This is a genomic window from Streptomyces sp. NBC_01334 (genome assembly GCF_035983595.1).
Classification (GTDB): Bacteria; Actinomycetota; Actinomycetes; order Streptomycetales; family Streptomycetaceae; genus Streptomyces; species Streptomyces coriariae.
In genome coordinates, this window is record NZ_CP130718.1 from 4,376,643 (window position 1) to 4,400,620 (window position 23,978).

Here is a 23,978-nt window from a genome sequence, read left to right on the forward strand (position 1 = left end):
CCGCCGGGGCGGTGTGCCAGTTGGTGGCGACCGGCTCGTCGACGGTGATGATGCCGACCGGCAGGGAGACGGGCTCCGGGTCATCGTCACCCTTTTGATGAATGCGGCCGGTTGTCAGTGTGGTGCGTACCTGGTCGGCTCAGACGGGCAGGTGATCCAGGCGGACGGCACTTCGGTCTGGTGGCGGACGTGGAGGACACCCTTGTCCAGGTCGAGGTCCGACCAGCGAAGACCGACGATCTCAGCTCCGCCGTACGAGGCATCCACGGCGTAGCCGAACGCGCCCGATGCCCTGCTCAAGGTGACCTTCAAGGCTCTGCGCAGGGTCAGCCTCGCCCCCGAGGCGCTCACCCGGATCACCCGCGCCGCTCCCGTCCTGCTCCAGATGGAGCACAGCCGCAACAGCTGAACGAACGTGAGACGACCGAAGTTGTCGGCGGGCTGACTGATGCTCATCACCGCGGCTGTTCGGTCAGGAGGGTGCCTTCGAGTGCCCTCGGGTGCCTTCGGGTGCCCTCGGGTGCCTTCGGGTGCCTTCGGGTGCCTCGATGATCTCCATTGCTCCGAGGGCGACGTCACCTGCTCCGAGGGCGACGTCACCTTCATGACCCGGCCCCAGGCGCTCGCTCGGTCCCCGTTGCAGCGATCACCAAATCGGTGCCCCGTCGGTGCCCGATCGAGGCGGAAACCACGGGGAACCACGGTGGCGAGCGGACACCGCTCAGCGCGGTGAGCCACCGCGATCGGGCTCGGCGGGGAGAGTGGGGCGGCGCGAAGCGCGCTGCGGTGTGCCTGGAGGGCGGCGCCTCACCGAGCAGCTCGGCACGATCACTCACCTCGGACGGAATGGCGAAGGCACCTTCCGCCTCACCGAACCGAGGCGGAACCTCAACGCAGATTTGAGTCCCCGCCGGAAGGCCGGCGGGGACTCATGGTGCGCCAAAGGCGGTCGTGAGGTGTGCGGTCAGCTGCAGACCGCGTAGACCGTAATGGTGGTGAGGGCACCCGCCGTCGCGGTCACGGTCCAGTGGTCTCCGTTCGGGTAGGTCTGTCCGAGAACGGTGGCGAGGCCAACGGCAGACAGTCCGCCAGAGATGGGAGAGGTGCCGGCCGGGCAGGCCGGGGAGTCGTAGGACGCGTTGACGCCCACCAGGACGGTGTAGTCCTGGGAGACGATCTGCGCATCCAGCGGTCCGGCGGGGCCGGTGGCACCCGTAGCACCGGTTGCGCCCGTCGCGCCAGTAGCGCCCGTGGCACCGGTGGCACCGGTGGCACCCGTGGCACCCGTGGCACCGTCGACACCAGCAGCACCCGTGGCACCCGTCGCGCCCGTGGCACCGTCGACACCAGCAGCACCCGTGGCACCCGTCGCGCCCGTCGCGCCGTCGACACCCGCAGCACCCGTGGCACCCGTCGCGCCCGTCGCGCCGTCGACACCCGCAGCACCCGTGGCACCCGTGGCACCCGTGGCACCCGTGGCACCGGTAGCACCGTCGACACCCGCAGCGCCGGTGGCACCCGTGGCACCGTCGACACCGTCAGCGCCGGTCGGGCCGGTCGGGCCTGTCGCACCGTCGACACCAGCAGCACCCGTGGCACCCGTGGCGCCTGTCGCACCGTCGACACCAGCAGCACCCGTGGCACCCGTGGCGCCTGTCGCACCGTCGACACCAGCAGCACCGGTGGCACCCGTGGCACCGTCGACGCCGTCAGCGCCGGTGGCACCCGTCGCGCCGGTGGCACCCGTGGCACCGGTGGCACCCGTCGCGCCCGTGGCACCGTCGACGCCGTCAGCACCGGTGGCACCCGTCGCGCCCGTGGCACCGTCGACACCAGCAGCACCCGTGGCACCCGTGGCGCCATCGACACCGTCAGCGCCGGTCGGGCCGGTCGGGCCTGTTGCACCGTCAGCACCCGTGGCGCCGGTCGCACCCGTCGGTCCCGTCGGCCCCGTGGGGCCGGTCTGGCCCTTGTGGCCGTGGTCGCCCTTGTGGCCGTGGTCGCCCTTCTGGCCGTGGTCGCCCTTCTGGCCCTGGTTGCCCTTCTGGCCGTGGTCGCCGTAGTGGCCCTGGTCGGTGCAGTGGCCGTCTCGGCATGCGTCGCCACCCGGGCTGGTGGCAGAGGTGATGTTGGCGACCGTCTTCGCGTGATCCATCGCGAGAGCCGGGCTGGCCATACCCGTGAGTACGAGAGCGAGGGACGCAAGGCTGCTGCCCGCAATCCAGCTGCTCCGCCTGGGAAGCGGTCCGAGTGAGGAACTTGTCCTGGGGTCAGGACTCATGCGGTCTCTCCTGATTTCGCGGAGTCGATTAGTCACGCCGCCCCGGCAGGGGCGACATCCGCATCATTACCTTGCGCGACGATTTGTGCACTTTGTGTGAAGCCGTCGCTCTGGCCAGGCCACTCACGCTCCTATCGCCATGTCCATGGCATGACCTGGCCGACTTCGACGCGCCCGGCCAGATCCGTGACACCTATTGGGCGCATTCCCTCCGCGAGGCAAGGGTGGCAGCCGGTCCGCCGGCACCCGCCCGCTTCCTGCCACCCGACCCGGCCCGCTCACCATAAGAATCGGAATTGCGCCGACAACCTTTGATCCGAAATATCCAAGGCGATTACGGCGACTTCCTACCGCGCGATTCAGGCTTTTATCGTCACGCCCGATCGGAATCCCGAAGGCAGGGCCAGAAAATGAAGCCGACCATCTGCCTCCGGGTGATCGCAAAGAGCGAATCGGCCGTAACTGACGATGCGTCACCTCGCTGCTCGACATCGTCGACGCCTGGATCATCTCTGGCGCAGGCTCGGCGGGCGGCACCCAGGATCTGGTTCGAAAAGTCTTGGACGGCGTCCCCGTCGAGCTGCACGACGACCTCCGGGTCGAATTCGGGGCCAATCGCACGCTCGACATCGAACGCGCCCGCAGAAAAGCCGACCATCTGCTTCTGATGCAATCCGACATGACCATTCGACAGGAAATGCCATGGCCTGTGCCGTCCTGTGCGTCTGCTTGATCCCACAGGCCGGCAGTCGCGCCTACCGGTTCAAGGGTCTCGTCCGCGGCAATGTGCACCGGCACCACGAAGGCGTGACACACGAGCGCCTGACCGGTCGACGCTCCCGTCGTGGCTGACTGTCGTCGCCTGAAGGCGGACGGGTCAGATCTCAGGTGGCGGCCTTCACCCGAGCGCGGCAGAGCTGGGCCGTACGAGACCGCGCACCAGTGGCCACTCGACGCAATCGTCAGGCACCGGTTCGGCGTCGCCCTGCCCGGTCTCCGTGGACGTGGCACGCCGCAGCCTCCGGTGGAACCCGAGCGACCCGAGTCGCCGCCCGTCGGCGCACGACGGGTCCACCGCGACGGGGGCCGCGGCCGCTTCCCGCCACGGCGCCGCCGCAGTCGTACGACTCACCACGGTTACCGGCCCGTTGCGGCAGCGGCACCGCGTGCGGGCCCCTGACCACGGCCACTCACGGAACCCCTGCCGCGAGGCTCCGCCACCGTCGGCGGCGTCATGTCCAGGCACGTGCGGGACTCCGGCCGGGCAGGCTTCCGCGGAGTTGAACCGGCGTGCGCGGACTGCCTCGTCCGAGTGTCTTGGGCCTTCGCCTCCAGGTCCGTGCAGCGCCTCGGACATGCGCGCATAACCGCGCTTTTGCACCGTCCGCATCCTGGGACAGGCCGACTTCGGACCGTCCGTCACCCGGCACGAGGACTATGCTGCCGTACAGACGTCCCAGACCCCGGCGGCATGCTGTTGCTGAACGCAGATGACTGCGGGCTGCGGACTCCTGGTCTGTCACCCCGCGCATCCCTGGAGGGAACCGGGTGGACCCCATGTCCTGCTCTGCAGGCTGTCGGACCGGCCGTAGCGCTGCCTCCACCGAACGTACGCCCCTGTCGGCAGCGCGCCCGGGGCCGGGACTCCGGCACCACCGCGCCCACTGCCGGATGGTCTTCCGAACCGAGGCGTCATGCTCCTTCCCCAGCTGCCCCACCTCCCCCAACTCACCGTGTACCGCCATGACCGCAGGAAGCGGACGCTGATCACCCTGTCCGGTGAGATCGATTTCGACTCCGCGCCGTTGCTGTGCGCTTCCCTGGAGCAGTGCCTGCGCGAGGGTGTCCACACCATCGACGTCGACCTCACCTCCGTCCGCTTCTGCGACTGCAGCGGCCTCAACGCCTTCCTCCGCGCCGCGCAACGCACCACCCTGGTCGGCGGGATCATGCGGTTGCACCATCCGCCGCCGATGCTGGCCCGGCTGCTCGACCTCACCGGCTGCGGCTTCCTCCTGCTCGGCCCTCCGTCCGGCCCGCTGCCGTCCCATCCCGGATGCGCTCCGGCCGTGCCCGCCCCGGCCGCGCCGCACGGGTCGGTCCCGACGGCGCCTGTTCTCTCGGGCGATGTGCGATGACGGTCGGCCCTCGGCAGCGGCGGTCCCGGAAGCCTGCGGGCGGCGGGCCGTCCACCATGGTCCCGGTGCGATTACGTCGGTCTCCCGTACGCGACGACGGCTCCTGTCGGCCCGGCTCCCCGCGGCTCGGCACCGACGGATCATTGCCTTGCGGCATCAGACAACTCACCTTGTCCGGCCGGGGCTTCGCGCTCGCTGACCTCTCGGTCCGGCCGCACCCACAGGGTCGCTTCCCCGCTCCTCCCACGCGGGAACGGCTGTCGACCGACGACCAGGCGTCACTCGACGCCACCACGGTGGACCGGGCCGGTCGTTCGACTTCGGCTGCGTTCCTCTCCCCGGGGTGGCTGTATCTCGGGGACGTAAGCGGGGCGAGGCCGAAGGGCCGCCTTGTCACGATGCCCGGGGGCGGTGGCCCGAATGGGCTCTGACAGCCGGTCGGCCCGCATCCGGGTGCTGGTGGCCGAGCAGGCCGCCCGACGTGGTGCCCAGGTCGGTGTGGTGGACGTGTGCACCGCGGCCGTGGCCGCGCTCCCGGTCGGAGGGGCCGGGCTGTCGGCGATGTCCCGGACCGCGCCGAGCCACCCGCTGTGCAGCACCGACGACATCAGCGCGCGACTGGAAGAGCTCCAGCTCACACTGGGTGAGGGGCCTTGCGTGGAGGCCTTCGCACGCGGCTCGGCCGTCCTGACACCCGATCTGCTCACCGTCGAACTACAGGATCACTGGGCCGTGTTCGCCGACGCGGCCCTGGAGGCCGGAGCCCGCGCGGTCTTCGCGCTCCCCCTCCAGATGGGCGCGATCAGCCCGGGAGTCCTCGACCTGTACGCCGATGTCCCGACCGTGCTCGACACGGAGGAACTGGCCGACGCGTTGGCGTTCGCCGATCTGGCGACCCTCCTCCTGCTCGACGCAAGGATCGACGCGACGGGCGCACCGACGGGCGCAGCGACCGACGGACCGGTGCCGGACCGCGGCTTCGAGGACCTGGGCGGGTACCGGGCGGAGATCGACCAGGCCAGCGGGATGCTCACGGCCCAGCTCGGAATCGGCATCGACGAGGCCTTCGTCCTGCTCCGCGCCCACGCCTATGCGCGGGGACGCCGGCTCGCCGACGTGGCCGCCGACGTGGTGGCCCGCCGGCTTCGTTTCCCACCGGACGCGGAGCCGGATCAGACCGAGGAGGCAACCTGACGTATCGGTGCCGGCCGAGGAACGTGTCGTACTTCCCGCCCTTCCGGGCAGGGACTGGTCTCAATCGAGGGTGCCCACGATGGATCAACAGCTTCTGGCCAAAACCTTCGTCGAGCTGGCCGACAATCTGGTCGCCGACTTCGACCTCATCGACTTCCTGCGCCTGCTGACCGACCGCTGCGTCGGCATGCTCGACGCGAGCGCCGCCGGGGTGCTCCTCGCCGACCAGGACGGCAAACTCCGCGTCATGGCCGCCTCCGACGAACAGGTGCGGCTGCTGGAACTCTTCCAGCTCCAGAACGACGAGGGCCCCTGTCTCCAGTGCTTCCACACCGGCGTACCGGTGATCATCCACGACCTGACCCTGGAGGTCGATCGCTGGCCACGCTTCGTCACGGCGGCCCACCGCAGTGGGTTCGGGGCCGTCCAGGCCCTGCCCATGCGCCTGCGGGACGAGACCGTGGGCGCCCTGAACCTGTTCCGCGCCGCGCCCGGCCCCTTCGAACCGACCGCCACACTCGTCGCCCAGGCGCTGGCCGACGTCGCCACCATCAGCCTGCTGCAACAACGCACCGCCCACCGCAGCACCGTGCTCAACGAGCAGCTGCACACGGCGCTGAACAGCCGGGTGCTGATCGAACAGGCCAAGGGGAAACTCGCCGAACGCCAGGGCATCGACATGGAGCGGGCATTCAGCGCGCTGCGCGGCTACGCCCGCGCCCACAACCGGCGCCTGGCCGATGTGGCCCGCGCCTTCATCGACGACTCCGAACCCCTCGCCGGTCTGGGGGCCTGACCCACGCGCCGACGCGGGCCCGCTGCCGCTCCGCGCCGTCCTCGCTCGGACGGCGGTACGGTTCCGTGGACATGACGGGGATCGCTCGCGGGGCCGGTCTGTTTCAGCGGGCCGGGCGCCGGGTGGAGCGCCAGATGGAGCGGGCCACCAGGTAGAGCAGATCGACGACGAGAAGTATGACGCCGGCGGAAGCCAGATAGAGCATGCCGTCGACGCTCACGCCGATGGCGACCAGAGCGATTGCGGCGATGAGCAGGGTCAGGAAGAGGACCATGACGGCATGCCTCCTGGGGAAGGAACCGTGCGGTGGCGGCCGCTGCCCCCGTGGGGTTTCGGCCTTGAGGATCTCAGGCGGTCCGTCGGGCGCGGTGGCGGGCTTCCCGGAGTCGGACCTTCGACGGGAGACGGTCCAGGCCTGCGGAGTCTCGTGCGTGTGCGAGCGTTTCCCGGCTCAGCTGTCCCAGAGTCCGCGCCGGCTCCGCGTAGGGCTCCAGCATCAGCCGCACGCGCGCGGTGGGAGCGGTGCGTCGACCCGTCAGCCGGATCCGAGCCCGCGAGACCCCGTTCATGGCTCGCGCCTCTTCCTCGATGGCGTCCTCCAGCGTCCGGCCGTCTAGCCGGACCGCCGCGCCGTCCTCGCTGTGGACGAGGACCCTGTCCAGGCGATGTCCGCGCTGCGCGAGGAGCCACCACAACAGCAGGACCAGCAGCACGGCGAGCACCGCGATCACGGTCGGCCACCACCAGCCCTCGTCCCGCCACCGGGTACGTCCCTCGACGCCCAACAGCACATCGTCCGGCCCGAGGAAGGGCCACCAGCCCGGCATGACGAAACCCCAGCGGCGCTGGAGATCCAGCCCTCCCACCAGCACGCCGCCGCCCAGGGCGAACAGTCCGAGGCCGAGAAGCCCCAGCAGCACCCGGTTCACCGTCCTGAGCATCAGGATCACCTCAGCCCTTCTTCGGGCGCCGGACGCGCACGGTCAGCGCGGGTTGCCGGGCGAGACCCAAGGACGTCACGGCTTCCCCCAGCGTGGCGGCCAGATCCTCGCGGACCTCCTCGAGCCCGCGGAAATGGGCCTCTGCCAGGACTTTGACCTTCCGGCGGCCGACAGCGATCCGGGCCGACCGGACACCGGGCACCCGCATCGCCCAGTCGCGCAGCACCAGGGCGGCCGCGCGGCGGTCGAGCCCGGCTCGGACATCCTCGGCACCGGGGGCGACGGTGGGCTGCCGCATGGGCAGCAGCCCACGCAGACCCGGCGTCACCGCCAGCAGAAAGAGCCACAGGCCGAGTGCCATGGCCACCGCGGCCCCGACGATCACCCAGATGTCGTCCAGCGGCCGTGTGGCCAGTTCCTCGGCGAGCTGCCGCCGCCATCTCATCGCCGGCCCGCCTGCCCGCACGGAGACCACGTCGTACAGGAGCAATCCGACGGCCGCGGCGGACAGCAGGGCCACCAGGGCCGCGGGAATCCGGCGCGCCGACCAGAAGCGGCGCGCCGGCCGGCCCGATGGGATCGCCGCCGTCGCGCCCGTGCCCGGGGTGTCATCGGCGGACGGAGCCGCCTGTCCGGGATCGACGGGAAGGTCGCTGTCGCTGTCACCGGTCGACTGCCGCCAGGTGTGTGCGCTCATCTCACCCTCTCCTGGTCCGTGTGCCGTCCATGCGCCGCGTGCAGCCTCTCGACCGACACGACGAGGTCGGACACGTCCATGCCGACCCATGTCCTGAGCCGTTCGGTGACCTCCCGGCGCACCGCGGCGCACTGCGCCCCGATGTCGGACGGATAGCCGAGCTCGACGGCGATGCGCAGCCGCGCCTCGCCGAGCGCCGCCTGCCGTCGAGCGGCGGACTCGGCGTCTCGTCCTGCCGTGTTCCGCCCCGGTGTCCGCCGCACAGATGTGTTCACGCGTGGCGTCCGGCGGCCCGGCGGTACGCGGCCGGCCGACTCGGTGAACCCGCTCAGCGCCTCGCGCGCCACACGGGAGGCGATCTTCGCAACGACCCGGTCGGCGACGGTGATCGCACCGCGCTCCTCGCGGGGAACGGCCGGACGCCGATCTGCTTCACCGGTCACTGCCGCCAGTCCCCCCGAGTCCGTCGCCGGTCGTCACGGATCCGCTCCTGGCGGTCCCGGCGGCGGACGAAGTCGCCCGGTTCGAGATCGCCTTCCGTGAACCGCCCGACCACCAGACCGACGACACCCAGCCCCAGCACCAGCAGGAAAGCCCAGAAGTTACCGAAATACGCCGCGAAACCCAGCGCCATTCCGGCCATCAAGCCCACCACGGCCCTGCTCATCACGCGCTCCTTCACTCAAGCGGGCTGCTCCGCGCGCGCCCCGGCTACTGGATCCGCTGCCGCTCTTCCCCTTCGTCCTCCTCGTCGGCCGGCAGCTTCACGTCGCTGACCGAGATGTTGACTTCCACCACTTCCCGACCCGCCATCCGCTCCACCGCGGAGATCACGTTCTCCCGCACCTCGGCGGCCACGTCCGTGATCGAGACGCCGTAGTCGACGACGATCTCCAGGTCGATGGCCGCCTGTAGCTCACCGACCTCGACACTGACCCCCCGCGTGGCGGACTTGCCACTGCCGGCGCCGGGCACCCGCTCCCGCACGGATCCCATCGAGCGGGCGAGTCCACTGCCCAGGGCATGGACGCCGAGCACGTCCCGTGCCGCCATTCCGGCGATCTTCTCCACCACCACGTCGGCGATGGTCGTCCGGCCACGAGAACCGGGCGCACCACCAGGCTTTACGCCGGTGTTCTCAGTCATCGGGACATTCCTCCCTCACGACGCTCACATGGCACTCACCATTGAAATTGTAGTCGTTTTAGAATGGTTTGCCCGGATAAGGAGCATGAACTGGAGTGGTCCAACAGGTGGCCCGAGCGTCCCTGCCTGGAGTCCCGCCGCACACGCCGGGCGCAGTACGACGGGAGCCGGGCGCAGTACGACGGGAAGAGAACCGCGGCCATGGGAGCAAGGGGGTGAGCGACTGGTGGAAACCGAGGCATGGACACATGCAGCAGGGCACCTGCTCGACCTCGGGCGGCTGCTCCCGCTCGGCTGGCCGGACGACGGGACATGGATCACCGAGCAAGCGGCCGTCCTGGTTCTCGGGCGCGCGGCCGCCGAGATTCCCGGTGTTCGGCTGGAGTCCCTGCGCGTCGGGTCGGCACCGCTCGAGCCCGTGTCCGAGCCGGCCGTCCGTCCGCCGGCCGGCGCCCTGCCGCCCGGCCCGCTCAGGATCGAAGCCGCCTTCACCGCATCCCTCGGCCGGCCAGTGCCCGAAACCGCCACCCGGTTGAGGAGCGCGCTGCTCAGCGCGGCCGCTGAACGGCTCGGCCTGGCCACCGTGACAGCCGACCTGCACGTCACGGATCTCCAGGAGGTCTCGGAGACGGAAGCAGTCAGGTCGCGAACCTCGACGACGGCCATGAAGCCCCCGCCGGAAGCCGCAGCCGCGCGAAGCTCGCCCCCTGCCACCGGAACAGGATCCATGCGAGGGCGCGTCGGAGAACTGGCGGACGTCGCGACGGCTGTTCCGGGGGTTGCCCGCCTCACCGCCGTGCTGGGAAGCCGTCCGGTCAGGCTGGAGGACCATGACGATCCACCCGGCCGGCACATCGAGGTCCACCTCGCGGTCGCCCCAGGACACCATCCCCTGGGAGTCGCGCGCGCCGTCCGGGCCGCCGTGGCCGACGCCGCCGCCCTTGACGCCCCGGGCCCGATCACCGCGGCCGTCCTCATCACGGAGACCGCGGCCTAGCCGGCCAGGTGTCGACGACGCCTCGACGCGTTCGACGTGATCCGCCCCCGTTGGAACGAAAGGGAGACATGATGCCGCTCTATCTGTCGAGATTCAGCTACACGCCGGAGACCTGGGCGCGGCTGATCGACCACCCGGAGGACCGCGCACGGGCCGCTCAGTCGTACATCGAGTCCGTCGGCGGGAAGCTCCACGGTTTCTGGTACGCCTTCGGCACGCACGACGGCTACAACCTCTGGGAGGCTCCGGACAACGTGTCCATGGCCGCGGTTGCGCTGGCCATCAGCGGAGGCGGCGCGCTCAGCTCGTTCGAGACGACGGTTCTCCTGACCGTCGATGAGACGCTGAAGGCCCTGCGCGCAGCCGAGCAAGTCCGATACCGGCCTCCTGGCGCGTAGCGGCGGACCAGCCACGGCGACCGGGGCGGCAACAGCGCTCCGGTACGGCACACGAGCACAGGCCCTCGACGACGGACCGTCCGGCGTCACCCAGGGCTGCCGGCGGGACCGGCGCAAACCCTGGATGCCTTTCGCTTCCCCGGCCGAGACAGTCGCCATGGTCGGCGTGGGACGCGGACCGCCCCGGCGTCATGAGGCGTCGGGGCGGGGCGCTCCGGTCGGATCCTGGCGTCCGAAGGCCGCCGGGCGGGTGGGGTGGGGCAGGTGGGTCAGGCGGCCCAGTAGGGGCCGGTCGCGGTGCGGTGGAGGAGCGTGACCGGGCTGGCGTCGGCCGTGTGCACGCGGAGCTGGAACCGCAGGTGCTTGCCGGCCGGGACGGTGCCCGACAGGGCGAACTGGTGGCCACCGCCGCCGTGGCGGGTGACGGTCTGGTAGGCCGACGGATGCTTGCCCGAAGTGTCCGTCAGGTAGAAGCGGCCCTCCACGAGCGCGTCGTCCGGGGCCTTCTCCTCGAGTGAGACGTGCACCAGGGTGTTGTGCAGGCGTGGCCCGGAGTGGACGACCGGGTCCGCGAACGCCAGGCCGACCCACTCGCCGGAGGGCAGTTCCACATCGGTGACGTTCGATTCGTTCAGCATCGAGGGGTTGGGCACGGTGTCCTCCTGGCTCGGGTCGGTCGGGGTGGGGATCGGTGTGTCGGTACCGGGGGCCTTGCGCAGCCGGGTCGCGACCCTGGCGCGGAAGTCGGCCATGGTGAAGCCGCGCGGGTCGGTCTTCGTGTTCGTCCACTCCTTGTGGCCGATCACGGACGCGGCCGACCAGCCGTGCGCCCGGCACAGCGCGGCCGAGGCGCGGACCATGGCCTCCAACTGGACGGCCGGCCAAGGGTCCTTGCCGTCGCCGAGGTTGACGCACTCGAAGCCGTAGAAGTGGACGTTGCCGTCCGTGTCGTTCTCGTTCGGCGCGGGTAGCCCCTTCTCGGCGACGACCGCCTTCAGCACGTCGCCGTCGCCCCTGCCGGCGTGGTTGGCGCGGCCCCAGCCGACGAGGTGCACGACGCCCCGTTTGTCGATGACGCCGTGACACAGCGGTCCGGGGAGACCGGCGTATCCGTCGCGGCATATCGCCACGGAGGCGGCCGTCCCGGATGTCACGGTGTGGTGGACGACCACCCCCGCGACCGGGCCCCACGCGCCGTGTCCTGCGCGGTTGTGGGTGCGCCAGCCGCCGACCTCGACGACGGTGACGCCCTCGGCTCTGAGGGCGGCGAGAACCCTGGCTGCGGTGAGGGGAGTTGCCATGGTGGTTCCTTTCGGAGAAGCCGTGCCTATCTGGGTGCCCCGTCAATCACTTCGCCACCGTCGAACTTGCCGCCGCAGCAACGGAGTCCGACGTTCGCGGCGGGGCAATTCATCCCGCTCCCGGCCCACCCGCCGCACAGGGGAAAGGTGCGGCGTATCCGTCGGCATCGGGCCATGACGTCATCGAGGACAACGACGTGCAAGCCGGACGGTGGAATGCGGGATCGCGCGGTCGTTCGCGCAGGTCGGCGTCTAGGGTCGTCCGGTGACGAGTAGCAGTGTGCGGCGCTCCCCCGTCCTCGACGGCGGCCGTCCGACGAAGGTGTCCGACGACTGGCAGGGCCGGCTGCGCCTGTTCGGATATGCCGGGCGACCCCGGACCGGCGTCCGGGAACTTCTGGTGCCGCCCTTTCCGGGGCCGTCGACCCGCTGGGCGGAGCTCATACGCCTCGGTCCGGCCGGGGCGTACCGCGCCGCGAAGGTGATGGACTGGCTGGGGCCGGTGCTCGTCGCCGTGCTGGCCGGGGTGATCCGGTTCCGGCGTCTCGGGCAGCCGCGGGACCTCGTCTTCGACGAGACCTACTACGCCAAGGACGCCTGGGCGCTGCTGCGGCTCGGCTACGAGGGCACCTGGCCGGACCGCAAGGTCACCGACCCGCAGATCCTCGCGGACCCGTCGGTGATCCCGCTCTCCGACACCGGGGCGTTCGTCGCGCATCCGCCGACGGGCAAGTGGGTGATCGCCCTCGGCGAGTGGATGTTCGGCCTCACCCCGTTCGGCTGGCGCTTCATGACCGCGGTCCTGGGCACGCTGTCGGTGCTGATGCTGTGCCGCATCGGACGCCGGCTGTTCCGGTCGACGGCGCTGGGCTGTCTGGCCGGGACGCTGATGGCGCTGGACGGTCTGCATGTGGTGATGAGCCGGTCCGCGCTGCTGGACCTCGTCGTCATGTTCTTCGTGCTGGCGGCGTTCGGCTGTCTGCTGCTCGACCGGGACCACGCGCGGGCCCGGCTCGCGGCGGCCCTCCCGGTGGACGGGGACGGCCACGCGCGCCCGGACCGGGTCACCGGCGACCGGGCCGGGACAGGACCGCGTCCGTGGCGGCTCGCGGCCGGCGTCTCCCTGGGGCTGGCGGCCTCGACCAAGTGGAACGGCCTGTACTTCCTCGCCTTCTTCGTGGTCCTCACCCTGCTGTGGGACGTCGGCTCGCGCCGCGTGGCCGGGGCGGGGCGCCCGTACCGGGCGGTGCTGCGCAAGGATCTCGGCTGGTCCCTGCTGTCCGTCGTGCCGGTCGCCGTCGTGACCTATCTGGTGACGTGGACCGGCTGGTTCCGGTCCGACGGCGGTTACGGGCGGCACTGGGCGGACGGCCGCGGCGGCACCTGGTCGTGGATACCGGCCCCGCTCCGCAGCCTGTGGCACTACGAGTACGGCGTCTATCAGTTCAACGTGGGGCTGCACACCTGGCACCGGTACGAGTCGAACCCCTGGAGCTGGTTGGTCCTCGGCCGCCCGGTGCTGTTCGACTACCGGTCGCCGAAGGCCGGTCAGGACGGGTGCCACGCCGCGGCCGACTGCTCGCAGGCCGTCCTCGCGCTGGGCACACCGCTGCTGTGGTGGTCGGCGTGCTGCGCACTCGTGTATCTGCTCCACCGGTGGGCGCTGCGCCGCGACTGGCGCGCGGGCGCCGTCCTGTGCGCGGTGGCGGCCGGCTATCTGCCCTGGTTCCTGTACCAGGACCGCACGGTCTTCTCCTTCTACGCGGTCGCCTTCGTGCCGTACCTGTGCCTGGCCGTGGCGATGACGCTGGGCGCGCTCCTGGGCCCGCCGGGCGCGGACGACAGACGCCGGACGCTGGGCGCGGTCGTCGCGGGCGGGCTCGTGCTGCTCATCGCCTGGAACTTCATCTATTTCTGGCCCGTGTACACGGGCCAGGCGATCCCGGTCGGCGACTGGCGGTCACGGATGTGGCTGGACACGTGGATCTAGCCGGGCGGACGCACCCCGACGGCCGAACGCGATCACTGCGGTCTCCACGGTCTCCCCGTTCACCGCGATCACCGCGATCACCGCGATGAACACCATGGCCGACGACGACCACGCCGACCGCGTCGAACTGCGGTCGGCTCGGTCATCGTCGGTCGTGGCCCGGCTCCGACGGATCCGGGCCGTGGCTACTTGAGTTCGGCGTCGGTGTAGTAGCCACCCGCGACCAGGACGTACTCGTAGTTGGTCTTGTCGACGGTCGTCGGCTGCAGCAGGTAGGCGGGCACGGCCTTGACCCCGTTGTCGTAGGCCCTTCTGTTGTTCACCTTCGGCGTCTTGTCGTTGAGTATGTCGTCGGCCATCTCGGCGGCGACACCGGCGAGTTGACGGAGGTCCTTGTAGACGGTCTGCGACTGCTCACCCGCGATGATCGACTTCACCGAGGCAAGTTCGGCGTCCTGCCCGGTGACGATCGGCAGAGGCTTGTTGCCGGAGCCGTAGCCGTCCGCCTTCAGCGCGTTCAGGACGCCGATGGAGATGCCGTCGTACGGCGACAGGACCGCGTCGACCTTCCTGCTCCCGTACGCGTCGGAAAGGATGCCGTCCATGCGCTTCTGCGCGGTGGGCCCGTCCCAGCGCAGGGTGGTGACCTCCTTGAGCGCGGTCTGGCCGGACCGGACCACCAACTGCTTGGTGTCCAGGTACGGCTGGAGGAGGTGCATCGCGCCGTCGAAGAAGAACTTGGTGTTGTTGTCGTCGGGGGAGCCGGCGAACAGCTCGATGTTGAACGGGCCCGCGCCGTCCTCCAGGCCGAGCTTGTCGATGATGTAGCGGGCCTGGAACCGGCCGACCTGCTCGTTGTCGAAGGACACGTAGTAGTCGACGTTCTCGGTACCGAGGATGAGCCGGTCGTAGGAGATCACCGGGATGTCCGCGTCGGCGGCCTGCTGGAGCACGCCGTTCAGCGACTTGTTGTCGATGGCCGCGATGATCAGCGCGTCGACGCCCTGCTTGATCAGGGCCTCGATCTGTGAGACCTGCGTCTTCGGGTCGTCCTGGCCGTACACCAGCTTGGTCCGGTAGCCGTCGGCCTTCAGGTCGTCGACGACGCTCTTGCCGTCGGTGAGCCAGCGCTCGGAGGCCTGCGTCGGCATGGCGATGCCGACAGTGTCGCCCGTGCCGCTGCCCTCGGAGCTGCCCCCGATGTTGCTGCCGCAGGCGGACAGCGTGAGGGCGAGAGAGACGGCTCCGGCGGTGGCGGCGAGGGCGGCTCTTCGGTTGCGCATGGTGATCGTTCCTCGTTCTTCTCGTCGTTGAGAGGATGGGGGGTGTCAGAAGGCTGTGGGGAACCGGTGGAGCGGGCCGGGCGGCCGACGAGCGGGGGGGCGATCCGGGGTGGGACACGCCGTGTCCGCTTCCGTGCGGGCCGGTGCGGGGTCGGGTGTCGACCCCTCAGGGGGCGCCGTGCGGGTGGGTCTCGGGCGCTCCGTACCGACCGGACGCGCGGTGGAGCGGTCGGCCCCGCGGCGCGGATCCGCGCGGCGGTCTTCTGGATCCGCGTGCGGCCGCGAGGCCGTCAGGGGCCTGGCGCGCCTGTTCATGGACGGTGAACAGGCGGAGGGTCACGCTGAACCGACTGACGATCGGATCGCCCGGCGCGTCGCTCGGGCCGACGCTCGAGCGCCTCGGTGTCCGGTGGATCGTCGATCGGTGCGGCGGTACGGCCCTGTAAGCAGGCCTCGCCGAATCCCGTGATCGCGTCACCGGGGCGCACCTGTACATACGCCGGGCGGCGCCGGGGCGCGCCTGCCACGTATGTACTGATTTCAGTGGCGCGCAGGGCACTTGCCTTTCAGCCGTTCGAAATATCGTCACGTGGTCGGAATGGTGGCGTGACAATAAGAGGGGGTGTGCGGGGTGTCAACGCTACGAACAGAAACGGTTCCGGAAAGTGGTGGAGATCGCTTTCTGTCCGCGTCGACGCCTTCGGCGCGGCGCCGGAGAATCCCCTCGGACTTCCGCATTTCTCCTGGTCAGCGCCTTGGCCCGACCCGGCCGGGCCATACCGGTGAGCGCTACGACCCTTGCTGTGAATACGCCATGAAAAACGTGCCCGGAGCCGGCGAGGTCCGTCCCCCGTGGTGTTCAGCGCAGCGTGAGGGGGGTCTCGCAGGCGACCCGGGTCAGCTTCTCGGGGTTGCGGACGTAGTAGATGCCGGTGATCCGGGCGTCCTCGACGCGGACCGCCATGACGCCGTCGTTCTCGCCGTCGAGCCGGACGAGGAGTGCGGGATGGCCGTTGACCAGGGCGAGTTCGCCGGTGAGGGTGGCATCGATCCTGCCGGCGCCGCCGATGATGAAGCGGGCCACCTTGTCGGCACCGACGACGGGCCGTCGCGCGGCCTGTTTGACGCCGCCGCCGTCGCTCAGCAGGACCACCTCGGGCGCGAGCACGTCGAGGAGGCCCTGGAGGTCCCCGGTGTCGAGCGCGCGCCGGAACGACTCCAGCACCGCCCGGGTCTCGCGCGGGGAGACCACCTCGCGCGGACGGCGGGCGTCGACGTGCTTACGGGCGCGGTGCGCGATCTGGCGGACGGCCGCGGGGCTCTTGTCGACAGCGGCCGCGATCTCCTCGTAACCGACGTCGAAGGCCTCGCGCAGCACGAAGACGGCGCGCTCCGTCGGCGACAGGGTCTCGAGGACGAGCATCAGCGCCATCGACACGCTCTCGGCGAGCTCGGCGTCCTGGGCCACGTCCGAGGTGGTGAGCAGTGGCTCGGGCAGCCAGGGGCCGATGTAGGCCTCCTTGCGGCGCGTCATGGTGCGCAGCCGGTTGAGCGCCTGACGGGTCGTGATCCGGACCAGGTAGGCGCGCCGGTCGCGCACCTGTGCCAGGTCGACGTCGATCCAGCGCAGCCAGGTCTCCTGGAGGACGTCCTCGGCGTCCGCCGCCGATCCGAGCATCTCGTACGCGACCGTGAAGAGGAGGTTGCGGTGGGCGACGAACGTGTCGGTCGCCGGATCAGCGGTGTCGTCGCCCATGGCTCGGCCCTTTCCTCTTCCTCGCGGTCGGCCCTGGCTGCCGACGGTCCGCAGGCGTGCGTGCACACCGAGGTCCATTCTTCCCCGTGCGGACGCGCCTGCCTCGCTGGGGCGTGTCCGACCACGCGCGTCGGATCGGCGCGCGGCGTCCGGTGCGGTGCATCCCAAGGCGGAGGATCGCCCGCGTACCGGATGTACCCGGGTGATCCGACAACGCGGCGAGGTGCCGTGCCGGGCGCCGCGCGCCCGGCGGGAGTTGCCGGACGCGTCCTAGGCCGCCCGGCCGGCGGTGTCGGGGGCCTCACCCTGCTTCGCCCGGAGCAGTGCCCCGCGCTTGCCGTCCTTGCTCCACCAGGTGCGCACGCCGGGCTTGCGCGCCTCGTACGCCAGTTGCCAGACGGTGCTCCTGCACACGATCTCCTTGACCCTCCCGCCCAGACGGCCGCCGAGGTACAGGCTGATCGCCATGTCGTTCCTGCGGGCGAACTGGAAGACGCCGGTGCGCCGTCCGAGGCTCAGGCACTGGCCGGCGAACCCCACGTCGAGGGGCGTGGGCAGCTCGTCGGCGATGCGGCTGAGCACCGTCTCGGCGGCCTGCGGGCCGAGTTGGACCGCGGACTGGCAGCCCTGCCGGAACGGCAGGTCCGACGGTGCCGCGGAGTCCCCGGCCGCGACGATGCGCGGGTCGTCCACGCTGGTCAGGGTCTCGTCGGTGCGCAGGCGGCCCAGGGCGTCGGTGCTCAGTCCGCTGCGCGCGGCCAGGTCCGGCACCCCGAACCCGGCGGTCCAGACGGTCACCTCGCTCGGCAGCTCGCGGCCGTCGACGAGCCGCACGGCCTCGCGGGTCACCTCCGTCACCCAGCTGTCGGGGCCGTCGAGCACGGTCACGCCGAGCTTGGCCAGCCGCCCGGCGACCGCGCGGCGGCCCCGAGGGTGCAGATACGGGCCGAGCACGCCACCGCAGATCAGGGTCACGGTGCGGCCCGCCTCCGCCAGTTCGGCGGCGGTCTCGATGCCGGCCGGGCCGGCGCCGACCACCGACACCGCGGCCGAGGCGGGCGCGGCGGCGATGACCGGCCGCAGCCGCTCGGCCTCCTCCAGGTCGGCGAGCGGGTAGGCGTGCTCCGCCGCGCCGGGCACCTGCGGGTCGGCGCTGCCGCTGCCCACCGCGTAGATCAGGTGGTCGTAGTCGACCGTGCCGCCCGAGGCCAGCTCCACGTGGCGCCCGGCCGCGTCGATCCGGGTCACGGTGTCGACCGTCAGCCGGACGCGGTCGGCCAGGATCTTCGCGTAGTCGACGACCGCGTCGTCCGACCCGCCCACCAGTTGGTGCAGCCGGATCCGCTCGACGAAGGTGCGGCGGGGATTGATCAGCGTCACGGTCACGTCGTCGCGCTGCGTCAGGCGGTTGGCCGCCATGACGCCGGCGTATCCGCCGCCGATCACGACAACATCGGTGTTCTCGGCCATGTCGTCTCCTCCATGTTCGGTGGTTCGGCCTCAAGACACCGCGTCGCCGATCCCTGTGACAGCATGTGAGGCAGGTCACTCCACTTTGCCCGGAGAGGACCCTCAGAGCACCCGGAGGAGACCCGGCGAATGCCCGGAGGAGGTCCGGAGAAGACCGGAGCAGGCCCCGGAGCAGGCCCGGAGAAGGCCCGGGGGGATCCGGCTAGAGATCGCCCGCCCGGGTGCCCGCTCCCGGGGCGATCAGGCCGGTCTCGTAGGCCACGACGACGGCCTGGGCGCGGTCCCGCAGGCGGAGCTTGGCGAGGATCCGGGCCACGTGGGTCTTCACGGTGGCCTCGCTCAGCCGGAAGCGCGCGGCGAGTTCGGCGTTGCTCAGGCCGGTGCCGAGGGAGCGGAGGACCTCGAGTTCGCGAGGGGTGAGCACCGTCAGGTCGCGGTGCAGGGCGACCGAGGCCGCCGTCTCGCGGGCGACGAAGCGTTCGACCAGGCGCCGGGTGATGGCCGGCGCGAGCAGCGCGTCACCGGTGCGGGCGAGACGGACGGCGGCGACCAGGTGCTCGGGGGTGACGTCCTTGAGGAGGAAGCCGCTCGCCCCGGCGGTGAGAGCCGCGTACACGTAACGGTCGAGGTCGAAGGTGGTCAGCATGATGACGCGGGGCCGCTCGGGGGATTCGGCGCCGGAGAGGATCCGCCGGGTGGCCTCCAGGCCGTCGGTCCCCGGCATCCGGATGTCCATGAGGACCAGGTCGGGCCGGGTGCGGCGGACCGCGTCGACGGCCTCGTCCCCGTCGCAGGCCTCGGCGACGACGTCGATGCCGTCCGCCGCCAGGATCATGCCGAAGCCGGTGCGGACCAGCGCCTGATCGTCGGCGATCACCACGCGCGGCGGCTGTTCGGTCACGCGATCTCCTCCACGGGTATGACGGCGCGGACCTCGAAGCCGCCGGTGGGGCGCTCGCCCGCGTGGAGGGTTCCGCCGTAGACGGCGAGGCGTTCGCGCAGGCCGCTCAGTCCGCGGCCGCCACCGAGGCCGTCCGGTGCCGCGGACGTGCCGCCGGTGTCGGACACCTCGATGCGCACCGCGCCGGGGACGTGCTCGACGGCGATCCGCACCCGGCTGCCGACGGCATGGCGGACCGTGTTGGTCAGCGCCTCCTGCACCACGCGGTACGCGGCCAGGTCGGCGCCGGCGGCGAGCGGGGCCGGGGTGCCGGTGACGGTCAGCTCGACGGGCACGCCGGTCTCGCGGACCCGGTCGGTGAGGGCGGGCACCTGGGCGAGGCCCGGCTGCGGCGCCAGATCGGCCCCGGCGGCCGGATCGGAGGCGCCCCCGGCCCCCGCCACGTGCCCCGCCCCGTCGTCCCCGGCACCGGCCATGGTGAGCAGGCCCATGACGTGCCGCAGTTCGGCCATCGCCGTACGTCCGCCCGCCTCGACGGCCAGCAGCGCCTGGCGGGCCCGGTCGGGCGCGGTGTCCATCACCTTGCGGGCCGCGCCCGCCTGGATCACCATCACGCTCACATTGTGGGTGACGACATCGTGCAGTTCGCGCGCGATCCGGGAACGCTCGCGGTCGACGGCGAGCCGCGTGGCGGCCTCGTGCTCCTCCTCGAGGACGGTCAGCCGCTGCTTCCAGATGTGGACCGCGTTGGCTCCCAGTCCCACCCCGAGCAGCGCGAGGAACGGCACGAGACCGGGAGCGAACGACGGGAAGTTCTCGTCACGCAGTACGGCGAGCAGGGCGGCGCCGACCACCAGGCCGGCGAGCGCCCGCCGCCGGTACGGGCTGTACACGGCCGCGCTGTAGGCGGCGACCACACAGGACAGGAACGTGTACAGGGTCGGGTCGCCGCCGCTCAGGTACTGGTTGAACAGCAGGCTCGCGACGACCACCGCCCAGAACGCGGACAGCGGGAACCGGCGGCGCACCACCAGGGGCAACGCGGTCAGAGCGGCCAGCACCAGCTGCCAGGGCTCGACGGTTTCGGCGAACCGCACCATCCCCACGCCCACGTCCGGGAGCGGACCGACCTGCGGGAGACCGGGCGCGGGCACCCTCGGCGGCACCGGCACGAACACCGGCGGACCCGGCGCTGCGCCGTCGCCCTGCCGATAGGCGGCGCCCACCGTGCAGGCGGCGAGGACGAAGGCGAGGATCGCGTCGGCCGTCCACATCCACCGGGACGGTCGGGGCAGCGGGCTCCGGCGCAGCAGGGCCGCGGTCCCCGTCCGCCACCGCTCCACGATCTCCGCCCGCACAGCCCCGCCCGCCCCGCCCATGCGCACAGTGTGGCAACCCGCGTGGCCTCTCACATCCGCCCCGTTGCGGACGGCGGCGCGGGCGGCCTACATCCGCCGCGTACATCGCGGGGATGACATGCCCGGCGGGTCATCCCGGGGCTGCAGGCGGTCTCGCCGTCGCAGGCGACGACCCGGGCCGGGGTGCGCCCCTAGCTTCGGACCGAACCGTCGACCGCCGACCCTGGAGGCACCGTGGCAGCGACCGCGCCCGTCATCGACATGCGGGCTGTGAGCAGGACGTACGGGGAAGGGCCGCCTGCCCTCGCCGACGTGACGCTGAGCGTGGCCGCCGGGGAGGCGCTCGCCGTCCTCGGGCCGTCCGGCAGCGGCAAGTCCACGCTGCTCAACCTGATCGCGGGACTCGACCGGCCGAGCACGGGCAGCGTCACGGTGGACGGGCTGCGGGTGGACGAGCTGAGCGAGGCCGGGTCGGCGCGGTACCGGCGTACGAAGGTCGGCATGGTCTTCCAGTTCTTCAATCTGCTGGACGATCTGACGGTCACCGACAACGTGCTGCTGCCCGCCCAGTTGGCGGGGATGCCCCGGGCCGAGGCCCGCGCGCGGGCCGCCGGTCTGCTGGCGGACCTGCGCATCGACCGGCACGCGGACGCCTACCCCGGCAGGTTGTCCGGTGGGGAGCGGCAGCGCGTCGCGGTCGCCCGGGCCCTGATGAACCGTCCGGCCCTGCTGCTGGCCGACGAGCCCACCGGCGCGCTGGACACCGCCTCCGGCGCGGACGTCCGGGAACTGCTCGCCGAACTCAACGCGTCGGGGCAGACGATCGTCCTGGTCACCCACGATCTGAGCCTCGCCGCATCCTGCGCGACCCGGACCGTCGAGCTGGTCGACGGCCGTGTCGTCCGGGACACCCGGAACGCCAGGGGTGCGGCGGCGGTGGCCCGATGAGCGCCCTCGGCGGGGTGGTGCGCGCCGGGGTCGGGCGGCGGCGGGCGCAGACCGCCGTGATGATCATGACGACGCTCATGGCCGTCACCGCGTCGTTTCTTGCCGCCGGGCTGCTCGTCGCGTCCCGGGCGCCTTTCGACCACGCCTTCGTCCAGCAGCGCGGCGCCCACCTGACCGCGCGGTTCGACGGCACGAAGGTGACGGCCGCGGAACTCACGGCGACGGCCCGCGCGAAGGGCGTGACCGCCGCTGCCGGGCCCTTCCGGACCGTCGCGGTACGCGCGCGTACCGCCTCGTCCTCGGACATCCTCCCGGAAGGTGTCGATCTGCCGCCGGTGACCGTCGCCGGCCGGGCGGGCGCCGGGGGCGGTGTCGACCGGGTCGACCTCGTCTCCGGCAGCTGGCTCACCGGCCCCGGCCAGATCGTGGTGGCCAACGGCACGCTGCCCGTCGAACCGGGCGCGCGGCTGACGTTTCCCGACGCGCCGGGCAGCCCCACGCTGACCGTGGTCGGGGTCGCCCGGTCGGTGACCGGCACCGCGGACGCCTGGGTGACTCCCGCGCGGGCCGCGTCGCTGGCCGCGCCGGGCGGCACCCCCGAGTACGAGATGCTCTACCGCCTCGCTCGCGCGGGGACGGACGCCCAGGTGGCCGCCGGCCGGGCCGCGATCGACGCGGCGGTGCCGAAGGGCGCGCTGACCGGCTCGCAGTCCTATCTGACGGTCAAGCTGGAGGAGACCGCCAACGCGATGGCGTTCGTGCCGTTCCTGGCCGCCTTCGGTGTCCTCGGGCTGCTCCTGTCGGTCCTGGTCATCGGCATCGTCGTGAGCGGCGCGGTGGGTGCCGCGACCCGGCGCATCGGCATCCTCAAGTCCCTCGGCTTCACCCCCGCGCAGGTCGTACGGGCCTACGTCGGGCAGGCGCTGATTCCCGCGGCGGTCGGCTGCGCCCTGGGGCTGGTGGTGGGAAATCTGCTGGCCGTCCCCGTGCTCGCCGAGGTCGGCGAGGCCTTCGACGGTCCGTCGGCGTCGATCCCGCTGTGGATCGACGTGGCCGTGCCCGCCGCGGCCCTCGCCCTGGTCGCCTGCGCCGCTCTGGTGCCCGCGCTGCGCGCCGGACGGCTGCGCACCGTGACCGCGATCACCGCCGGACGTACGCCCGGCACCGGCCGGGGGCGCCTGGCCCGGCGGCTCACGGGGCGGCTGGCGGTGCCGCGGGCGGTCGGTCTCGGGCTGGCGGGCCCCTTCGCCCGGCCGGCGCGTTCGGCGACGATGGCCGCCGCGGTGGTCTTCGGCGCCGCCGCCGTCACCTTCGGGGTGGGGCTCGCCCTCACGCTCGGGGCCGTCCAGTCGGGCCGCATGCTGAACTCGGGCGGGTCGGTCGTCGTCGGGACGGGCGGCGGGCAGGCGCCGCCCGGCGCACAGGCGGTCCACGTGGGCGGCGGGCCCGAAGAGCCGAAGGCCGACCCGGCCGAGATCGCCGCCGCGCTCCGCGCACAGCAAGGGACCGGCCGCTTCTACGGCACGGCCCAGGCGGAGGTGAGCGCGTCCGGCATCACCGGCGCCACCGCCGTGGTGGCGTACCAGGGCGACGCCTCCTGGGCCGGCCCCCCGATGGTCTCGGGCGACTGGCTGGACGGGCCGGGCCAGGCCGTGGTCACCACCCGGTTCCTGAAGGCCGCCGGAATCCGGGTCGGCGACACGGTGACGCTGACGGAGCAGGGGCGGCACGTCCCGGTACGGATCGTCGGCGAGGCGTTCTTCACCGAGGGAGAGGGCATGGAGCTCCTGACCCCGATCTCGACCCTCACCGCGCTCGGGCTCGACGCGACGCCGGGCCAGTACATCGTGGAGACGAAGCCGGGCACGGATCTGGCGCGCTACCTGTCCGCGCTCAACGACAGGCTCGACCCGCTCGGCGCGGCCGCCCGGGCCGACACCTCCGACGACTCCAGCGTGATCGCCGCCATGGACGCGCTGATCGGGACGCTCACCCTCATGCTCGTCGTGGTCGCCGGCCTGGGCGTGCTCCACACGGTCGTCCTCGACACCCGCGACCGGGTCCACGACCTCGGCGTCCTGAAGGCCCTGGGCATGGCCCCGCGCCAGACCCTGACCATGGTCGTCACCTCGGTCGCCGCCATCGGCCTGCCGGCCGGCGCGCTGGCGGTCCCGGTCGGCGTGGCGCTGCACCACTACGTCACACCGCTCATGGGCGACGCCGTCGGCATGACCCTGCCGCCCTCGCACATCGCCGTCTACGACCCGACCGAGCTGGCCCTGCTCGCCCTGGGCGGGCTGGTCATCGCGGTGGCGGGTGCCCTGCTCCCGGCCGGCTGGGCCGCCAGGACGACCACCGCCACCGCCCTGCGCACCGAGTGACC

22 protein-coding genes and 1 pseudogene are annotated in these 23,978 nt (G+C 71.9%); 9 read left to right on the forward strand and 14 right to left on the reverse strand.

Annotation, left to right across the window (positions count from 1 at the left end):
- Positions 1 to 243: 243 nt before the first annotated feature.
- Positions 244 to 409, forward strand: a pseudogene (locus OG736_RS19490) (IS5/IS1182 family transposase); the annotation flags it as partial.
- A 555-nt stretch (positions 410 to 964) separates the two neighbouring features.
- Here OG736_RS19490 and OG736_RS19495 read toward each other — a convergent pair.
- Both OG736_RS19495 and OG736_RS19500 read right to left on the reverse strand, forming a co-directional pair.
- Positions 965 to 2,176: a hypothetical protein gene (locus tag OG736_RS19495; RefSeq protein ID WP_327183585.1), complete on the reverse strand. Its 1,212-nt coding sequence runs from the start codon at positions 2,174 to 2,176 to the stop codon at positions 965 to 967.
- Between the two features lie 478 nt (positions 2,177 to 2,654).
- Complete coding sequence (locus OG736_RS19500) at positions 2,655 to 2,954, reverse strand: hypothetical protein (protein ID WP_327183586.1); 300 nt, start codon at positions 2,952 to 2,954, stop codon at positions 2,655 to 2,657.
- A 1,021-nt stretch (positions 2,955 to 3,975) separates the two neighbouring features.
- Here OG736_RS19500 and OG736_RS19505 point away from each other — a divergent pair.
- From OG736_RS19505 to OG736_RS19515, 3 genes are all read left to right on the forward strand, one after another.
- Positions 3,976 to 4,419 carry an STAS domain-containing protein gene (locus OG736_RS19505; protein WP_327183587.1) on the forward strand — a complete coding sequence of 148 codons (444 nt, stop codon included), beginning with the start codon at positions 3,976 to 3,978 and terminating at the stop codon, positions 4,417 to 4,419.
- 420 nt (positions 4,420 to 4,839) lie between these two features.
- Positions 4,840 to 5,613, forward strand: a complete 774-nt coding sequence (locus OG736_RS19510; RefSeq protein ID WP_327183588.1) for an ANTAR domain-containing protein — start codon at positions 4,840 to 4,842, stop codon at positions 5,611 to 5,613.
- A 79-nt stretch (positions 5,614 to 5,692) separates the two neighbouring features.
- Positions 5,693 to 6,409, forward strand: a complete 717-nt coding sequence (locus OG736_RS19515; protein WP_327183589.1) for a GAF and ANTAR domain-containing protein — start codon at positions 5,693 to 5,695, stop codon at positions 6,407 to 6,409.
- Between the two features lie 103 nt (positions 6,410 to 6,512).
- Here the strand turns inward: OG736_RS19515 and OG736_RS19520 are convergent, their stop codons facing one another.
- The 6 genes from OG736_RS19520 to OG736_RS19545 form a co-directional block, all read right to left on the reverse strand.
- Entirely contained in the window at positions 6,513 to 6,683 is a 171-nt protein-coding gene (locus tag OG736_RS19520; RefSeq protein WP_327183590.1) for a hypothetical protein, read from the reverse strand.
- A 73-nt stretch (positions 6,684 to 6,756) separates the two neighbouring features.
- Positions 6,757 to 7,350: an alkaline shock response membrane anchor protein AmaP gene (gene amaP / locus OG736_RS19525; RefSeq protein WP_327183591.1), complete on the reverse strand. Its 594-nt coding sequence runs from the start codon at positions 7,348 to 7,350 to the stop codon at positions 6,757 to 6,759.
- Between the two features lie 10 nt (positions 7,351 to 7,360).
- On the reverse strand, positions 7,361 to 8,047 hold the full coding sequence (locus tag OG736_RS19530) for a DUF6286 domain-containing protein (protein ID WP_327183592.1): 687 nt from the start codon (positions 8,045 to 8,047) through the stop codon (positions 7,361 to 7,363).
- A complete protein-coding gene (locus OG736_RS19535; RefSeq protein ID WP_327183593.1) occupies positions 8,044 to 8,490 on the reverse strand; it encodes an Asp23/Gls24 family envelope stress response protein in 447 nt (148 codons plus the stop codon). The genes OG736_RS19530 and OG736_RS19535 overlap by 4 nt, the downstream gene beginning before the upstream one ends.
- Complete coding sequence (locus tag OG736_RS19540; protein WP_310433611.1) at positions 8,487 to 8,714, reverse strand: hypothetical protein; 228 nt, start codon at positions 8,712 to 8,714, stop codon at positions 8,487 to 8,489. The genes OG736_RS19535 and OG736_RS19540 overlap by 4 nt, the downstream gene beginning before the upstream one ends.
- Positions 8,715 to 8,758: 44 nt before the next feature.
- A complete protein-coding gene (locus tag OG736_RS19545; RefSeq protein WP_327183594.1) occupies positions 8,759 to 9,193 on the reverse strand; it encodes an Asp23/Gls24 family envelope stress response protein in 435 nt (144 codons plus the stop codon).
- 226 nt (positions 9,194 to 9,419) lie between these two features.
- Here OG736_RS19545 and OG736_RS19550 point away from each other — a divergent pair, with 226 nt between their 5' ends.
- Positions 9,420 to 10,190 carry a hypothetical protein gene (locus OG736_RS19550; protein ID WP_327183595.1) on the forward strand — a complete coding sequence of 257 codons (771 nt, stop codon included), beginning with the start codon at positions 9,420 to 9,422 and terminating at the stop codon, positions 10,188 to 10,190.
- A gap of 71 nt (positions 10,191 to 10,261) precedes the next feature.
- Entirely contained in the window at positions 10,262 to 10,588 is a 327-nt protein-coding gene (locus tag OG736_RS19555) for a GYD domain-containing protein (RefSeq protein WP_327187649.1), read from the forward strand.
- Positions 10,589 to 10,857: 269 nt separating this feature from the next.
- Here the strand turns inward: OG736_RS19555 and OG736_RS19560 are convergent, their stop codons facing one another.
- On the reverse strand, positions 10,858 to 11,889 hold the full coding sequence (locus OG736_RS19560) for an N-acetylmuramoyl-L-alanine amidase (RefSeq protein ID WP_327183596.1): 1,032 nt from the start codon (positions 11,887 to 11,889) through the stop codon (positions 10,858 to 10,860).
- 265 nt (positions 11,890 to 12,154) lie between these two features.
- On the opposite strand from OG736_RS19560, the gene OG736_RS19565 reads away from it, so the two are divergent.
- Entirely contained in the window at positions 12,155 to 13,879 is a 1,725-nt protein-coding gene (locus OG736_RS19565) for a dolichyl-phosphate-mannose--protein mannosyltransferase (protein ID WP_442817052.1), read from the forward strand.
- Positions 13,880 to 14,064: 185 nt separating this feature from the next.
- Here the strand turns inward: OG736_RS19565 and chvE are convergent, their stop codons facing one another.
- The 5 genes from chvE to OG736_RS19590 all read right to left on the reverse strand — a co-directional run bounded on the left by chvE (position 14,065) and on the right by OG736_RS19590 (position 20,668).
- Positions 14,065 to 15,162: a multiple monosaccharide ABC transporter substrate-binding protein gene (gene chvE / locus OG736_RS19570; RefSeq protein ID WP_327181478.1), complete on the reverse strand. Its 1,098-nt coding sequence runs from the start codon at positions 15,160 to 15,162 to the stop codon at positions 14,065 to 14,067.
- Between the two features lie 859 nt (positions 15,163 to 16,021).
- Entirely contained in the window at positions 16,022 to 16,918 is an 897-nt protein-coding gene (locus OG736_RS19575) for an RNA polymerase sigma-70 factor (protein WP_327183598.1), read from the reverse strand.
- Between the two features lie 270 nt (positions 16,919 to 17,188).
- Positions 17,189 to 18,388, reverse strand: coding sequence for an NAD(P)/FAD-dependent oxidoreductase (locus OG736_RS19580; protein WP_327183599.1), 1,200 nt, complete (start codon positions 18,386 to 18,388; stop codon positions 17,189 to 17,191).
- A gap of 202 nt (positions 18,389 to 18,590) precedes the next feature.
- On the reverse strand, positions 18,591 to 19,289 hold the full coding sequence (locus OG736_RS19585; RefSeq protein ID WP_327183600.1) for a response regulator: 699 nt from the start codon (positions 19,287 to 19,289) through the stop codon (positions 18,591 to 18,593).
- Positions 19,286 to 20,668: a sensor histidine kinase gene (locus OG736_RS19590; protein WP_327183601.1), complete on the reverse strand. Its 1,383-nt coding sequence runs from the start codon at positions 20,666 to 20,668 to the stop codon at positions 19,286 to 19,288. Before OG736_RS19590 ends, OG736_RS19585 begins: the two co-directional genes overlap by 4 nt.
- A 240-nt stretch (positions 20,669 to 20,908) precedes the next feature.
- On the opposite strand from OG736_RS19590, the gene OG736_RS19595 reads away from it, so the two are divergent.
- Positions 20,909 to 21,595 (forward strand): ABC transporter ATP-binding protein, encoded by a 687-nt coding sequence (locus OG736_RS19595; RefSeq protein WP_327187651.1) that lies wholly within the window; start codon positions 20,909 to 20,911, stop codon positions 21,593 to 21,595.
- Complete coding sequence (locus tag OG736_RS19600) at positions 21,592 to 23,976, forward strand: ABC transporter permease (protein ID WP_327183602.1); 2,385 nt, start codon at positions 21,592 to 21,594, stop codon at positions 23,974 to 23,976. Before OG736_RS19595 ends, OG736_RS19600 begins: the two co-directional genes overlap by 4 nt.
- Positions 23,977 to 23,978: the final 2 nt, after the last annotated feature.

Bases quoted from the DNA above. Each gene is read 5' to 3' on its own strand.
- OG736_RS19495 (WP_327183585.1), bottom strand. From the start codon at position 2,176: ATGGCCAGCCCGGCTCTCGCGATGGATCACGCGAAGACGGTCGCCAAC.
- OG736_RS19505 (WP_327183587.1), top strand. From the start codon at position 3,976: ATGCTCCTTCCCCAGCTGCCCCACCTCCCCCAACTCACCGTGTACCGC.
- OG736_RS19510 (WP_327183588.1), top strand. From the start codon at position 4,840: ATGGGCTCTGACAGCCGGTCGGCCCGCATCCGGGTGCTGGTGGCCGAG.
- OG736_RS19515 (WP_327183589.1), top strand. From the start codon at position 5,693: ATGGATCAACAGCTTCTGGCCAAAACCTTCGTCGAGCTGGCCGACAAT.
- OG736_RS19520 (WP_327183590.1), bottom strand. From the start codon at position 6,683: ATGGTCCTCTTCCTGACCCTGCTCATCGCCGCAATCGCTCTGGTCGCC.
- amaP (WP_327183591.1), bottom strand. From the start codon at position 7,350: ATGCTCAGGACGGTGAACCGGGTGCTGCTGGGGCTTCTCGGCCTCGGA.
- OG736_RS19530 (WP_327183592.1), bottom strand. From the start codon at position 8,047: ATGAGCGCACACACCTGGCGGCAGTCGACCGGTGACAGCGACAGCGAC.
- OG736_RS19540 (WP_310433611.1), bottom strand. From the start codon at position 8,714: ATGAGCAGGGCCGTGGTGGGCTTGATGGCCGGAATGGCGCTGGGTTTC.
- OG736_RS19545 (WP_327183594.1), bottom strand. From the start codon at position 9,193: ATGACTGAGAACACCGGCGTAAAGCCTGGTGGTGCGCCCGGTTCTCGT.
- OG736_RS19555 (WP_327187649.1), top strand. From the start codon at position 10,262: ATGCCGCTCTATCTGTCGAGATTCAGCTACACGCCGGAGACCTGGGCG.
- OG736_RS19560 (WP_327183596.1), bottom strand. From the start codon at position 11,889: ATGGCAACTCCCCTCACCGCAGCCAGGGTTCTCGCCGCCCTCAGAGCC.
- chvE (WP_327181478.1), bottom strand. From the start codon at position 15,162: ATGCGCAACCGAAGAGCCGCCCTCGCCGCCACCGCCGGAGCCGTCTCT.
- OG736_RS19575 (WP_327183598.1), bottom strand. From the start codon at position 16,918: ATGGGCGACGACACCGCTGATCCGGCGACCGACACGTTCGTCGCCCAC.
- OG736_RS19580 (WP_327183599.1), bottom strand. From the start codon at position 18,388: ATGGCCGAGAACACCGATGTTGTCGTGATCGGCGGCGGATACGCCGGC.
- OG736_RS19590 (WP_327183601.1), bottom strand. From the start codon at position 20,668: ATGGGCGGGGCGGGCGGGGCTGTGCGGGCGGAGATCGTGGAGCGGTGG.
- OG736_RS19595 (WP_327187651.1), top strand. From the start codon at position 20,909: ATGCGGGCTGTGAGCAGGACGTACGGGGAAGGGCCGCCTGCCCTCGCC.
- OG736_RS19600 (WP_327183602.1), top strand. From the start codon at position 21,592: ATGAGCGCCCTCGGCGGGGTGGTGCGCGCCGGGGTCGGGCGGCGGCGG.